This window comes from Maribacter halichondriae (assembly GCF_027474825.1).
Taxonomy (GTDB): Bacteria; Bacteroidota; Bacteroidia; order Flavobacteriales; family Flavobacteriaceae; genus Meishania; species Meishania halichondriae.
Genome location: NZ_CP107030.1, coordinates 2,327,237 through 2,342,215, shown reverse-complemented (window position 1 = coordinate 2,342,215; position 14,979 = coordinate 2,327,237). Strand labels below are relative to the sequence as shown.

11 protein-coding genes and 1 pseudogene are annotated in these 14,979 nt (G+C 43.1%); 6 read left to right on the top strand and 6 right to left on the bottom strand.

Annotated features, from left to right (window positions below; all coding sequences use genetic code 11):
• Window positions 1-6: 6 nt before the first annotated feature.
• Window positions 7-3,183 (bottom strand): SusC/RagA family TonB-linked outer membrane protein, encoded by a 3,177-nt coding sequence (locus tag N8A86_RS10665; RefSeq protein WP_273565369.1) that lies wholly within the window; start codon window positions 3,181-3,183, stop codon window positions 7-9.
• Window positions 3,184-3,512: 329 nt separating this feature from the next.
• Between N8A86_RS10665 and N8A86_RS10660 the strand changes: the two genes are divergently transcribed.
• Window positions 3,513-4,529, top strand: coding sequence for a GntR family transcriptional regulator (locus N8A86_RS10660; RefSeq protein WP_273565368.1), 1,017 nt, complete (start codon window positions 3,513-3,515; stop codon window positions 4,527-4,529).
• 155 nt (window positions 4,530-4,684) lie between these two features.
• On the opposite strand, the gene recQ is transcribed toward N8A86_RS10660, so the two are convergent.
• The 4 genes from recQ to N8A86_RS10640 form a co-directional block, all read right to left on the bottom strand.
• Window positions 4,685-6,793 (bottom strand): DNA helicase RecQ, encoded by a 2,109-nt coding sequence (recQ, locus tag N8A86_RS10655; protein ID WP_273565367.1) that lies wholly within the window; start codon window positions 6,791-6,793, stop codon window positions 4,685-4,687.
• 24 nt (window positions 6,794-6,817) lie between these two features.
• Window positions 6,818-7,171: an ORF6N domain-containing protein gene (locus tag N8A86_RS10650; protein ID WP_273565366.1), complete on the bottom strand. Its 354-nt coding sequence runs from the start codon at window positions 7,169-7,171 to the stop codon at window positions 6,818-6,820.
• 28 nt (window positions 7,172-7,199) lie between these two features.
• Window positions 7,200-7,349 carry an ORF6N domain-containing protein gene (locus N8A86_RS10645; RefSeq protein ID WP_273565365.1) on the bottom strand — a complete coding sequence of 50 codons (150 nt, stop codon included), beginning with the start codon at window positions 7,347-7,349 and terminating at the stop codon, window positions 7,200-7,202.
• A gap of 69 nt (window positions 7,350-7,418) precedes the next feature.
• Entirely contained in the window at window positions 7,419-7,751 is a 333-nt protein-coding gene (locus tag N8A86_RS10640) for a single-stranded DNA-binding protein (RefSeq protein ID WP_273565364.1), read from the bottom strand.
• 235 nt (window positions 7,752-7,986) lie between these two features.
• Here N8A86_RS10640 and N8A86_RS10635 point away from each other — a divergent pair, with 235 nt between their 5' ends.
• The 3 genes from N8A86_RS10635 to N8A86_RS10625 all read left to right on the top strand — a co-directional run bounded on the left by N8A86_RS10635 (window position 7,987) and on the right by N8A86_RS10625 (window position 10,634).
• Window positions 7,987-8,517 carry a hypothetical protein gene (locus N8A86_RS10635; RefSeq protein WP_273565363.1) on the top strand — a complete coding sequence of 177 codons (531 nt, stop codon included), beginning with the start codon at window positions 7,987-7,989 and terminating at the stop codon, window positions 8,515-8,517.
• A 21-nt stretch (window positions 8,518-8,538) separates the two neighbouring features.
• Window positions 8,539-9,831: a serine hydrolase domain-containing protein gene (locus N8A86_RS10630; protein WP_273565362.1), complete on the top strand. Its 1,293-nt coding sequence runs from the start codon at window positions 8,539-8,541 to the stop codon at window positions 9,829-9,831.
• Between the two features lie 197 nt (window positions 9,832-10,028).
• Window positions 10,029-10,634 (top strand): hypothetical protein, encoded by a 606-nt coding sequence (locus N8A86_RS10625; protein WP_273565361.1) that lies wholly within the window; start codon window positions 10,029-10,031, stop codon window positions 10,632-10,634.
• Between the two features lie 128 nt (window positions 10,635-10,762).
• Here N8A86_RS10625 and N8A86_RS10620 read toward each other — a convergent pair whose 3' ends face one another.
• Window positions 10,763-12,001 carry an NAD(P)/FAD-dependent oxidoreductase gene (locus N8A86_RS10620; RefSeq protein ID WP_273565360.1) on the bottom strand — a complete coding sequence of 413 codons (1,239 nt, stop codon included), beginning with the start codon at window positions 11,999-12,001 and terminating at the stop codon, window positions 10,763-10,765.
• A 191-nt stretch (window positions 12,002-12,192) separates the two neighbouring features.
• Between N8A86_RS10620 and flxA the strand changes: the two are divergent.
• Both flxA and N8A86_RS10610 read left to right on the top strand, forming a co-directional pair.
• Window positions 12,193-13,724 (top strand): annotated as a pseudogene (gene flxA / locus N8A86_RS10615) (flexirubin biosynthesis tyrosine ammonia-lyase FlxA).
• 108 nt (window positions 13,725-13,832) lie between these two features.
• Entirely contained in the window at window positions 13,833-14,963 is a 1,131-nt protein-coding gene (locus tag N8A86_RS10610) for a WG repeat-containing protein (RefSeq protein WP_273565359.1), read from the top strand.
• Window positions 14,964-14,979 lie beyond the last annotated feature (16 nt).

The following is a 14,979-nucleotide window of genomic DNA, read 5'->3' as shown; positions in this document are numbered from 1 at the left end:
TAATTTTTAAAAAGTTATCTGCAATCCAAAATTAAACGTTGTAAGTAAGGGATAAATACCCCCATTAACCTGGCGGCCACCACTGACACCAACTACGCCATCATCATCATTCGGGTCATTGTTCGATAGGTCGTCATTACTGATCTGTAATACTTCAGGGTCAAAAGGGTAATCCGTAAAAGTGATTAAGTTAGTACCTGACAATGAAATACGCAAATTCTCGGCCCCTAATTGTTCTATAATCCCTTTGTCAAAGGTATATCCGATTTCAAGATTTTTCAATCGGAAAAAGTCCCTGGTGATCAAATAAGCATCCGTCTGGTTGGAATACCACTGGTCACCCCTATCGGCCAAACGTGGACCATAGGCATCCGGGTTGTCCAAAGACCAAGCCCTGTCACGCACATCACGCTGTACGTTCGCCAAGGTACCTGACATAAAGCTCCATTCGTATCGACCGTACCCTCCAGCGGCACCCATCCAATACATAGTAAAATCGAGGTTCTTATAATTGATAGACGTGTTCCAACCAAATTGAGTGTCGGCAAAAGGGCTGCCCCCCGTGCGCGTTCTATCCTCAGGTCCGATGCGTCCATCACCGCTAATATCGACTACCCTTGCATCCCCAGGCTTGAGCAGCGGTGTAACACCACTATAATCCAAGGATTCGGAGTCTATTTCGGACTGTGAGCGGAAAACACCTGCGTATTTATAAAGCAAAGGTCGCCCTATTTGACCACCTGTTTGGCGCTGCCATGGGCGATCTTCTAAGTTTGGTTCGTCAAAGAATACCAATTTATTGTTCGTGGCACTATAGTTGAAGGTCACGTTGTAATTGAAATCATCGTTGCCTCCATTAAGACCAAAAGTGATTTCATAACCCGTATTTTGAAACTCACCGATGTTAATTGGTGGGGCATTAATACCGCTATATTCAGGCAAAGTGAGTAACGGTACGGTCAAAATATTTTCCCTTGAGTTTTTAAAGAGATCGAAACTAAGGGATAGTTTATTGTTCAACATTCGCAAATCAACACCAACATTTTGCGAAATTGCAGTCTCCCAAGTAATGTCGGGGTTCGCCACATTGCTTTCGTAGGCCGTGGTCACGATTGTCTCAAGGCCAGTCTGGGATAGCTCATAGGCATTCAGATACTGAAAGGCATCCACTTGGTCGTTACCCAATTCGCCATATGATCCACGCAGCTTAAAGTAATCGAAAAACGGCAAGGCCTCTTTGAAAAAGGATTCTTCGCTTAAGATCCAGCCCGCAGAAACCCCTGGGAAAAAACCGAAGCGATTTTCTTCGGGAAAAAGGTAAGAACCGTCATATCGGAAGAGAAATTCCAACAGATACTTGTCCTTAAAATCATAATTCAAACGTCCGAAATAGTTCAAACGGGCGACTTCAAAACCACGCCCCTCACTACTCTGGCCTTCGTTGCCCCCTAAATCCAACTGCGCCAACTCACTTGAAAGGAAGAACCTTCGAAATGCCCCAAAAAACTGTTGTTCACTTTCTTCTCGGGTGACCCCTCCAAGCAGTTTAAAACTATGGTCGCCGAATTCCTTTTCATAAGATCCGGTCAAGGTCGCGGTAAAATCCGTTTTCGTCGTGTGCTGTTGCCGTAGACTTGGATCCCCAGGCCCTCTTTGTGCGGCTGTTAGCCCTGAGGAATTTCTATTAACCCCATCCCAAGTAAAAAGTGTCCAAGGGCGGTTCCATTGTTTAAACTCTCGATTCACTTTATCATAGGAGATAAGCCCTTTAAATTCTAAACCTTGTACAAAGGGTACCTTATAGGTAAGTCCGATATTACTCTGTACAAAATTGTTGGCCGCATCATTATAACCTGGTCCGTCGGTAACCCTTACCGCAGGGTTATTACCGTTCTCAATATCCGGTCCTAGCTCTCCAGTGGGCCAAAAAGCTGGAAACCAAGGGTATTGTCGTATAGCATCGGCAAAAATTCCAGCTTCGCCACGTGTATTGCTATATCGATTCTCTTGTCTTGAATAAAGCCCTACATCTAGACTCAAAGATTCACTGATTTTGGCATCTAAGTTAAGTCGCAAATCAAATTGCTGGTACGGTTTAGGAGCGTTTTTGAAGTTGATATCTTGAGACAAATATCCCAAAGAGGCCAAATAACGTACACTTTCGGTACCTCCGGAAACTTGTAAATTCTGGCGTGAGATAATAGCTCCAGTCGTTGTTATGGCATCGAACCAATCCGTATCGGGATATAACCAAGGATCGTTACCTGCCGCCGTATTGGCAATTCTGTCGTTTGTAAAGGTCGGGTTTACCACCTCTCCATTATCTATTCGGGTATATGGCGCGCCCCTACCTGCGTGGGCCGTATCCCATTCTTCTACGGGTAATTTGTATACATTCAATACATTAACGAGATCCATATATTCCGCACCATCGAGCATCTCCGGCGTTCTGGTAAAGGTTTGGGTACCAACCGTGGAGGTGAATTTTACAGTGGGCGCTCCTACTTTACCGCGTTTCGTAGTTACCAAAATAACACCATTCGCAGCTCTGGCCCCATAAATGGCCGCCGAAGCATCCTTCAATACCGAAATACTTTCTATATCGGCAGGATTGATTCTTGCAATACCTCCCTCACGATCCGGAATACCATCGATAACGACCAGGGCTCCAGAATTGTTGAAGGTATTCGTACCCCGAACTCGAATTGCAGGCGTATCTGCGCCCGGAATCGCTTGGCCCGTATCTATATAAAGACCAGGAACTCTACCGCCAAGCGCGGCACCAAGGTTGGCCGAATTGGCCTGTTCCAAATCATCGCCACCGACAGAAGATACCGCACCGGTCAAAGTCGCTTTCTTCTGGGTACCGTACCCTACGACCACTACTTCGTCAAGATTTTGAACATCTTCCTGCATCTGTACATCGATTGCATTTCTGCCGCTCCTTTCGATTTTTTGGGTCAAAAAACCAATATAGGAATAGACCAGAACCGCATCAGGACTTTCTACATCGATGGAGTAAATTCCGTCGAAATCGGTCGAGACCCCTTGCGTAGTGCCATCGACAACGACACTGACCCCGGGCAACGGAGTGCCCGTTTGATCGGTGACCGTACCGGTGACCGATGACTGTGCAATGGCCGTGGACCATAACGTTCCACATAAAAGTAAGAAAAACATCATGCAGGTGCTCTTTCGAAACACACCGCTCCTTCTAAAATTCGGTTGGTTGTTCATAATAGCTCTAGGTTGTTAGTTAATTATTAAAGGTGGCAGAGAATATCGTATTCTATGATACTCTATGCTACTTGGGTTAAAAATAATGATATGATGTCAAATAACAAACAAATTAGTGATAAATGTAAGTATTTCACAAATACCATACAATATGATTGATAAATTAACAGGAAGCAACTCATTTGAACCACAGTGGTTGATTTCATTATTAAGCCGTTCACCGATATACTTCTTTATATTGTATATTGTTCGATTATATTTTGAAAAAATGCTGTATGTCGTTAATCGAGCAGGTAAATGTTCTAAAAAAAAACCACAACCTATCAAAGCACGAACGTCTTGTAGAAGGTGTTCTAGCATCGATTGAGAATGGTTCATTGACAGTTGGTGACAAACTGCCTTCGATCAATGCAATGGCAAGTGAAATAGGCTATGCGCGAAAGACCATCGTCAAAGCCTATGAGGAACTAAAACATAAAGGACTTATAGAATCTAGAAGATTAAAAGGATTCTATGTAATCAGTGAAGAGACCAACATCACCCTTAAAGTCGCCTTATTATTATTCGCTTTTCAAAGTTTTCAGGAAGAATTCTACAACACTTTTAGGAACGAGCTTGGTAGCAGATTTCAGATCAACGTCTTTTTTCATCATAACAACACTACTATTTTCGAGACCATATTATCGAATATAAAAGGTAAGTATGGCATGTATGTCGTAGCCCCTATACAAAATACTTCCGTTTTGCCATTGTTAAAAGTGATACCTGCTCAAAAATTATTGTTGGTCGATCGATACGTAAACTTAGGGTCTGACTATTCATTTATTTCCCAAGAATTCGAAAAATCGATTTACGCCATGTTGATCGAACTACTTGAATCCATCAAAAAGTATGATAGATTTATATTGTTCTTTAATGAAAAGGACGATTATTCCCCAAAGGGTATTTCAAAGGCCTTTCAAAAATTTTTGACCGACTATCAAATAGAGGGAACTATTTTAAATGAATATGTACCACAGGATGTCAAAAAGGGTACGTTATATTTTATTAAAGATGATTCAACCTTGTGGCCCTTTCTCAAAAACTGTTTGGAGAAAGAATTGGCGATTGGCCAAGATGTCGGAATACTTTCATTTGACGACAGTATAGCCAAACAAATAGTCTTTGGCGGCATTTCAACGCTTTCTACGGACTTTATCGAAATGGCCAAAATGGCAGCGAATCATGTAAAGCATGGGTTAAAGAGTCAAACTATAATTCCGGTCAAGCTGATAAAACGCAATTCGGTTTAAATAATTCAGACCCTCCCCGCTCTTTGCATATTTTGTGGCTATCACATTGTGGTATTTGCTTAAAAATCGTTGGTCATTTCAACCCTGAATCAACCTGTACGATTTCTATGATGCAATCACCTAAGAGGTCTATAGACATTGTTTACATCACTACATTAAGCCTGAGCCATGATGCCTTTTTCAATAAAATAAAGTCCCATTTTTATTTTCCAATACGGAACCTTTTCATCAAAATACTCGAAATACGGTTTTAACCCTTCGGCTTCAGGCAAAGCGTTTTGCGCCTTTTTGATGTTCTCGATTTCTTCGGAAGTAATAAATTGATGTAGATCGATATCCTTTCCTTCGGAATGCATTTTTAATACATGGGAATAAATGGTGTTTTCTGTCAGCTCTCGTTTTTCGGCAATTTCTGCGATGGACAATCCTTCCTTGAACAAATTATAGGTCAGCTCTTGCGTCGCTAATTTTGGCTTTAAGGAAGCCTGATGTTCCGCTATGGCTTTCAGGAAGATGGTAGCATATTTTTCCAATTTCGCCTGCCCCACCCCGGAAACTTCCATAAATTTCTCTTCGTTCGTGGGAAGCTTTGCTTCCATATCCTTTAAACTGGCATCGCTGAAAACGATATAGGCGGGCACACCTTCTTCGGAAGCAATTTGCTGGCGGAGTAAGCGGAGCTTTTCGAAAAGTCCCGTGGGCTCGGCAGTAACGCTACGCTCTTTCCGGGTCTTTGGTTTTTCCTTGACCAGAATGGCAAGCTGTACTTTTTTGCCTTCGAACAATATTTGTTTGGCCAGGGGTGTAAGGCCGATACGGGCACCTTCCCTAAAATTGATTTCCAATACTCCTTGGTTCAACAGTTGAATGACATATTGTTGCAGGTCTTGCCAAGAAACATCCTTGACCGCTCCGTAGGTTTTGAGATTTTGGAGTCCCTTTTCATAAATATTGGCATTTTGTGCACCGCGCAGTAAATCGACCAAAGTGCCCATCGGTTCACTTTCTTTCATACGCGCGACGGCCGAACAGATTTTTTGGGTCAGCATCGTACCGTCAAAATATTCGGGCGGACGATTGCAAATATCACAATTGCCACAATTTTCGGTCAAATGTTCACCGAAATAATTGAGCAAGGCAATACGGCGGCAGCTTAGGGCCTCGGCGAATTGTTGCATCCGTTCCAATTTGGCATATTCGACTTCTGCATTGTCACTTTCCGCAATAAACTTTCGCAACTGTGCCACATCTCCAAAACTGTAAAAAAGGAGCGTATGTGCAGGGAGTCCGTCGCGACCGCTACGGCCGATTTCCTGATAGTAGCCCTCTACGTTCTTGGGTAGGTTATAATGGATCACCCAACGCACGTTGCTCTTATCGATGCCCATACCAAAAGCGATCGTAGCACAGATGATCGGTACCCGATCGTTGATAAAATCTTCTTGGGTTTGGGAACGTTCTTGGGCTGACATGCCCGCATGGTATGCCTTGGCTTTGAATCCGGAAGTTTGTAAACGTTCCGCGATTTTTTCCGTGCTTTTTCGGCTCAGGCAGTAGACGATACCACTTTCATCAGGACGCTGGGCGATAAAATCCAAAATCTGTTTGATGCGGTTTTGTGCCGGGCGGACTTCCAAAAACAAATTCGGCCGATTGAACGAAGCCAAATGCCGTTTCGCGTCGGGAACGACCAATTGATCTACAATATCATCTTGGGTAGTCTTGTCCGCCGTGGCGGTTAAAGCCATTACCGGCACATCGGGAAATCGCCCTTTCAAACTCCCCAATTGCGTATAAGCGGGACGGAAATCATGCCCCCACGATGAGATACAATGCGCCTCGTCGATGGCGAAAAGGCTGATCTGAATATCGTTGAACAGGCTACCGAACGAACCCAAACTTTCCGGGGCGACATAGAAGAGTTTTAGCTCGCCCTGTTTTAGCTGTTGGAAAATTTCCTGTTGTGTTTCGGGAGATTGCGAACTGTTGTAATAGGCCGCGACGATGCCGTTGGCCCGCAAGACATCCACTTGGTCTTTCATCAACGCAATCAACGGAGAAATGACAATCGCCGTACCTTCCATCGTCAAGGCTGGCAGTTGAAAGCATAATGATTTTCCCCCTCCCGTGGGCATGATGGTCAGCACATCCTTTTTTCCCAATACATCTTTGATAACCGCCAATTGGTTCGGCAAAAAGGAGTCATAGCCGAAATGGGTTTTTAATAGAGAGAGAAGTCGTTCTTGGGTGGTGGTGGGTGTCATAGTTGTAAAAATAAGGATTCGTGTTCAGTCTTTTCTATAGCCAATCTTTTTTCTGGGTTCTTTATTTTCCTTTTTTCGGATGAGTTCATCCAAATAGTCAAAGACCAGTTCGATGTTTCTACCATGATCAGAGAGCTTCTTTTTGATTTGTTCGATTTCGAGTTTTAGGTTCACTGTTTCGTTCAGTACTTCCCTCATTTTTGTGAAGACTCGAATAATCGGGATATTCATGGCTATGGCCCGATCGCTGTTCAAAATGCACGATAGCATGGTCACACCCTGTTCCGTAAAACAGAACGGCGCATACCGCAAACCCATCCGGTCTGAATTGGAGGTCACAATTTGTGACCTCCAATGTTCAAGTTCATCTTTGGACATCTCGAACATAAAGTCTTCGGGAAACCTTTTATGGTTTCTTCGAACGGGCCTGTTTCAATGCTTTGGTTGCAACCCCGTAAAGTTGGGCCAGATCCCTATCGAGCATTGTCTTTTGCCCTCTGATGTGATAAATTTTATCCGTGCTGATCTCTTCGGAAATTGTGATTTCTTGGTTCATTTTTGTCGGTGTTATCGTAAAAGTGTAAAATGAAAATCCCAGTCTTGGGAGACGGGGGTTTCAAAAAATCTATTTCCCCAACATCAAAAGTTCGTTGCAGCGAACCTCGGTGACGTACCTTTTTTCTCCTTCCTTGGTCTCGTATGAGCGATGGGTCAATTTGCCCTCTACGGCCACTTGTTTGCCTTTGGCCAAAAAGCTCTCGACGATCTCGGCAAGCTTGCCCCAGGCCACGATATTGTGCCATTGGGTGTCCTCTACTTTTTCGCCTTGGGCGTTCTTGTACGAATCGCTCGTGGCGATGGAAAATTTGGCGAGCTTGTTGCCATTTTCCAAGGTTACGATTTCTGGGTCTTGGCCCAAGTTACCGATCAACTGTACTTTGTTTTTAAGTGTGTTCATAATTTCTAATTTTTGCGTTAAACAGTTAATACTATCGAACTCTTATCATTCGACAGGGCAAACTTAGAACGGACTCCAAATTTTATTCGGTTGATAAATAATTACTTTCGTTTGTAAACGTTTGTTTTCGTTTGTAAACTTTTATAGTGTTGATTATTAATATATTAATGAATATTTGAATTTGTCCTTTTTTTAGATTTAAATACCTATTTTTAAACAATTATAGTGTTATATCATGAAAACTATCCGAGAGATTCCGAATCAAATTGACACAAATGATGACGGTGTTAAACTCGAACTAAACCTATTTAGTCAAGGTGAATATGATTGTGATGAGTTTCGAAGTGTGGTAAGAAATGTAGGCGTGAGACTGGGAGTTACCAATAATCTAAATAGACATTTGATAATAGAAAATATTTATCCAAGGATAACAACAAATGAAGAGCAAAATTTTTGTTATTATTCCAGCTCGTTGTTTCTTAAATTTCCCGTCGAGTTGGAACCAAATGGAAAATTTTGTGCTAATTTTTACGGCACAAGTCTAAAAACCAAATTTGCTTTTCATAAAAAAGAAAAAGCAGTTTTTGCGCTCGGCATTAAAAATGGGAAGAATCCTATTCTATCCGATGAATTTAGCGGAGACCAGGTTGAGGAATTCATCACAACACTTGAAGATGGTGATTATCCCAATTGGGGCTCTAAAGACTTTCATTCATTTGATAAAAAAATTGATGCCATTGTCAATGGCAACTTATCTAAACTGTAAAACAAATTTCAATCTATAAAAATGAAAAACCTAACAACCCTCTTCCTCCTAACCCTATTGACCTTTTCGGCAACCGCCCAAACCAAATCAGTCCAAACCTCACCCCCGCTTTCCGAAGCGCAACCCGAGTCCGTTGGCATGTCGCCCGAGCGCTTGGCAAAAATCGATGCCATGTTCAAAAAGGCAATCCAAGAAGATAAGCTTCCCGGGGCCGTTGCCCTAATCGCTAGAAACGGCAAAATCGTTTTTCATAATGCCTATGGCATGTCAGATAACGCCTCCAAAAAAACAATGGAAAAGAATACTATTTTTAGAATTGCCAGCCAGACCAAGGCCATTACATCAACTGCTGTGATGATGCTCTGGGAGGAAGGCAGATTCAAGCTCGACGACCCCATCTCGAAATACATTCCCGAATTCGAGAATCCCCAAATTCTCGATGCTTTTAATGAGGCCGATGGTACTTATACGACTAAACCCGCCGAAAACGAGATTACGATACGGCATTTGTTGACCCATACATCTGGACTTGGATACGGGGTCATCGATGGTGATGAGCGGTTTCAGAACATCTATAAGAAAGCAGGCATTACTGATTTGTACACAACTGAAAGTATTTCCATCGGGCAAAGTGTCAAGAAATTGGCAAAACTTCCATTGCATCATGACCCGGGCACGGCTTATGTCTATAGCGAAGGATTGGATGTGCTCGGTTATTTTATCGAAGTTATCTCAGGAATGCCTTTCAATCAGTTTCTAAGAACTAGAATCTTTAGTCCTTTGGGTATGGACGATACTTGGTTCTATCTTCCGAAAGAAAAACACGATAGACTTGTTTCGGTTCAGCAAAAAACCGATGGGAAATGGCAAAAATATCCTGTTACCTTCTATGATACCGACTACCCCATCAAAGGGGCAAAAAGTTTTTTCTCAGGCGGGGCAGGACTTTCAAGTACCGCAAAAGACTATGCAACTTTTCTACAGATGTACCTCAACAACGGCGAACTCAATGGAACGCGAATCCTGAGTCGTACCACTGTGAGGAGCATTATGGGGAATCAATCAGGAGATTTGTTCGGGGGCGATGCCAAAGACTACGGCCTGGCTTTTGGAATACTTACTTCAAGAGGCCAAGATTTGGGTGGAGAAGGAAGTATGGGAACTTTTGAATGGGGCGGTTATTTTAACACTCAATACTTTGCCGACCCAGAAGAAAACATCATTGGCATCTTGATGAAGCAGACCCAAGGCGATGTCGATGACCAGACCGGATGGAAGTTTCGCCAAATGGTTTTTGCTGCTGTTGATAAGTAACGTCTTTGCGAGGAGCCTTCCCAAAAAATTCAATATTTAGTAATGGATTAGGCGACGCGGCAATCTGTTGAACCGCTTCAGAATGTTTATCAGATTGCCGCGCTTCGCTCGCAATGACGAAGCAAAAACCAAACTTTTGTGTTAACTTTCCCCATCGTAAAACATAAATGGACGCTAATCCTTTAAAAATCCAAAAAATGAAAACAAACATTTTCCTTCTTGTGCTCTTTGTTTGCACAGCCACTTTTGCCCAAAAAATGAAAATCGTCGATGGCGGTTTTGATTTCCTAAAAGGTCAAAAAGAAGTCAATGTAGAATTTGTGTATGACAATATGCAGCTCTTGAAAAAGAACCTTCCCGAAGCGCAATACGTGGAAGAACACGCCGCCGAGATGGAAGAAAAGTCCCCCGGAAAAGGCGAAACTTGGAAAAAAAGCTGGGCCGCCGCACGTGAATTGATCCGGCAACCCAAATTCTTGGAACTGATGAACCGCTATTTCTACGAAGACCATGGTATGGCTTTTAAGGAAGGACTTTCCGATGCGAAATACACGTTGATTGTTGAAACCGTTTGGCTCTATCCGGGATGGGATGCAGGTGTGATGAAGCAACCTGCCAAAGTTACGACCAATCTAAAATTCGTGGAAACCGCGAACCGTGACACCGTTTTGGCGGAGGTTACTAGTGCAAACGCTCCGGGCGACCAATGGGGAAGCAGTTTTAGTAACGAAGACCGTTTGGGCGAAGGCTATGCCAAAACCGGCAAGTCTTTTGCAAAATTGATCGAGAAGAAGGCTTTTTAGGAACACGTCATTGCGAGGAGCATACGAAAAATCTCAATTAAATAGAAAAGTTTATAGCGACGCGGTAATCTGCCGAACATTCCGAAAAAGTTTGACAGATTGCCGCGCTTCGCTCACAATGCCGTTTTTTAACTACCCTCTTTCTCCATCTCGGCAATATGCGCCACGGTTTTGACCAAGCGATGATGGTTCTTTACAAATGGGTTTGATTGATCCCAAACATAACCGGCCAAAACAGCACAAATCTGTGATTTTATGACGGGGTTCTCATTGCTATCGAAGAAGATAGTCTGTAGGTTTCCGGTATACCATTCTTTTACATAGGTGGAAAAAACTTCGACACCTTTTTTCATGTGTTTCGCATAATCGCTTTCCCAATCAACCGTTTCGCCTTTCAATTGCTTGGCAATCAATTTGGCGGCGACCAAAGAAGACTCCGTCGCAAAGGTTACGCCCGATGAAAAAACCGGGTCGAGAAATTCCGCACTATTTCCTGTTAAAACAAATCCGTCTCCGTAGAGTTTTTTCACGGATTTCGCGATGTTTTTTATGATTTTGGGCTCGAATTCATATTCCAATCCTTCGAAGCGATTGTAATAGTAGTCCGACAACTTCATCATTTCCTGTAACTTCTGGGTTTTGTTGCCCTCAAACGATTCTAGATATTCTGTGGGACCAACATAGCCGATACTAGTATATCCATTGGAAAACGGAATGACCCATAACCAAGTCTCAAGACTAACGATATCAAAGGTTATGATAGTACCTTCTCGACCTTCGGGCCGTTTCGTATCTTTTACATGGGTAAAGATGGAGGAATGTTTGGGAATTTCAGAAGGTTTGTCCAAATCCAACAAGCGTGGCAAAACCCTACCATGACCGCTAGAATCGACGATGTGTTTTGCGGAAACCGTTGAAAGATTTCCCTCAGCATCCTTGATAGTCGTAGTCGAATCGCTTCCCACAAATTCAACGGCAACCACTTCTTGTTCAAAAGCGATATCGACACCCCATTTGGTCAATTCATCCGTTAAGGTCTTATCGAAATCAGCACGGGGTACTTGCCAGGTCCAATCCCATCCTTCGGTATATTTTTTGCTGAAATCGAAATTACAGATTTTCTCGCCGCGCATAAATCGGGCACCTCCTTTGACCTCGAAGTTTTTTGCTTTTAGTGCTTCTAATAGCCCGACTTCCTCAAAATGGTCCATACAGCGGGGCAAAAGACTTTCTCCGATGACGAACCTAGGGAATTTGCTTTTTTCAACCACTTTAACCTTTAAGCCCTGTTTGTGAAGATATGCGGCCGATACCGCTCCCGATGGACCGGCACCGATAATCAGAACGTCTACATTTTCATTTTCCATTCTAGCAATTTTAAAAAACAGAATTCTTTAGGTATCTGAAATCCACAAAAATTAATATCCGAAGTTTCGTACTTCCCTTTAATCCCAAGTAAAAATACGATAATCCTTCCCTATTTATTATTAATTTACCCTTCAAAATCCCTATTTTTACCCCCTGTTTACAGAAATCATTGCGATAGAACCGACCACAAATGCCAGAAATAAAGGGAAAGTTAGGAATAGCCGAGTTTTACAGCGTACTATTTGACGGGAAGCACATTTCGGTAGCCGATGAAGTCATCAATACGGTTCAGAATAGCTTCGATTTTCTAAAGGAATTTTCAAAGAACAAGATCATCTATGGCGTGAATACGGGCTTTGGCCCCATGGCGCAGTACAAAATAAAGGATTCGCAGACCGTTCAACTACAATACAATCTGATTCGAAGCCATGCCTCGGGTACCGGAAATCCGATTCCACCACAATACGTTAAATCGGCCATGTTGGCTCGGCTGAACACCCTGAGTTTGGGTAATTCGGGCGTGCATGTTTCCGTCATCGAAACAATGACCACATTAATCAATAAAGATATTACCCCATTGATTTATGAACATGGAGGGGTCGGTGCAAGCGGCGACTTGGTGCAATTGGCGCACTTGGCCTTAGTCTTGATAGGGGAAGGCGAAGTTTTTTATAAAGGAGAACGAAAAAATACGGCCGAAGTTTTTGAACAGGAAGGCATTAAACCCATTCAGGTAGAACTTCGTGAGGGGCTTGGCCTTATCAATGGCACCTCGGTCATGACGGGAATCGGGGTCGTGAACACCATCTATACCAGACGATTGCTCGAATGGATGATTGCCTGTTCCTCGGCCATCAATGAAATCATGCAGGCTTATGACGATCATTTGTCAGAAGCCCTTAACCTGACCAAAAAACATATGGGCCAACGGGAAATTGCGCGCTCGATGCGCAGTCATTTAAAAGATAGCTCCTTGACCCGAAAACGTGAGCACCATTTATATACCGATACCAACGGAGGCGTCTCGGTCTTTGAGGAAAAGGTACAGGAATATTATTCCATTCGATGTGTACCACAAATCCTCGGGCCGATACTAGATACGTTGAACGATGTGGAGCGCATATTGATCGAAGAGGTCAACTCGGCCAATGATAACCCCATTGTCGATGTAGAAAAGAAAAATGTGTACCACGGTGGCAATTTTCACGGTGATTACGTTTCATTGGAAATGGACAAACTCAAAATCGTCGTTACCAAAATGAGCATGCTCGCTGAACGCCAACTGAACTATCTTTTGAATTCCAAATTGAACGATATTCTTCCCCCTTTCGTAAATTTAGGCACATTGGGACTCAATTTTGGCATGCAGGGGGTACAGTTTACTGCGACTTCCACAACGGCCGAAAACCAGATGCTGAGCAACCCGATGTACGTACACAGCATTCCCAATAACAATGACAACCAAGACATTGTGAGCATGGGAACCAACGCCGCCCTGATCACCAAAAAGGTAATTGAAAACGCCTTTGAGGTTATTGCTATAGAGATGATTACGGTCGTACAGGCCATCGAATATCTAGGAGTTCAAGAAAAAGTTTCCTCCAAGACCAAAAGCATGTACGATGCCGTTCGAAAGATCGTCCCCCGTTCAAAGAGGATATTATTATGTATCCGTATGTTAACCAAGTGAAAGATTTTATCACGAACCATAAGAACAAGTGAAACATAGGACGTAAGAATGTTGAAACAAAAAACAGGACACTTAATTTTGGTCTTGATTCTTGACTCTTGCCTCTTATTTCCAATTATTAAGACCTAAAATTCAATAGTATGAGAACAAAGATTACACTACTTCTGATGCTGACCTTTGGTGTACTGGCATCCTACGCTCAAGAATTGGCCTTGGTCCGCGAGGGCGGTAAATTCGGCTATATCGATAAATCGGCGAACTATGTCATCGAACCACAGTTCGAGAACGCAAAAACATTTTCTAACGGCCTAGCCGCAGCCGTGCAAGACAAAAAATGGGGATTTATAGACCCTTCAGGAAAATGGGCCATTGAACCGCAATATGATAAAGTTAAGTATTTCGATTCGGGCTATGCCGTGGTCTTGAAAGATGACCAATGGCACTACATCGACACTTCGGGAAAAGTTTTGGACGTGCCCTCCGCCGAAAAATACTATGATTTTGAGGATGGCGTTGCCCTTTTCAAACAAAACGACAAAATCGGCCTGCTGGGAACCGATGGCAAAGTGGTATTGGAACCGACTTTCGACGAAATCAAAAAATTCAAGGATAGACATGCAAAAGTAAGGCAAGGAGAACTTTGGGGCATGATCGACAATACCGGTAAAGTGGTCATTCCCGTGGAATATGAAGAAATCGGCAATGAGTATAATCCCGCCGGGGTAGAGGGCAAGAAAGACGGTGCTTTCGGTATCGTTCATAACGGCACCTTCAATGTCATCGACGGTGCCGATAAGGTATGGGGTTTTTATGGCGATTCAGGGTTGACCTATGCCCGCAGCAATAAAAAAATCGGTTTTGTAGATAGTACTGGCAAATGGGTCATCGAACCACAGTTCGATAAGGCACGGGGATTTTCAAATGGCCTAGCACCGGTCTCTAGCGGAAAGACATGGGGCTATATCAACGAAAATGGCGAAATGGTTATCGAACCACAATTTAGGGATGCCGAGGTTTTTGCGGAAAACGGGATGGCACCTGTAAAAGAAAAGCAGTGGGGCTTTATTGATACCTCCGGAAAATTGGTCATCCCCATGGAATACGACATTACTGCCGGACTGGCTTTTCTATCAGGGAAAGACTCTAAAGGATTTATCGGGGATCTTGCCAGGGTAAAGACCAAACAAGGCTGGGGTTTTTTGGATAAGAACGGAAAATTGTTGGGTGATAAATGGTTTGAGAATGCGGAACCATTTGCCTCGACCAAATAAGTTAATTATCCTGGGA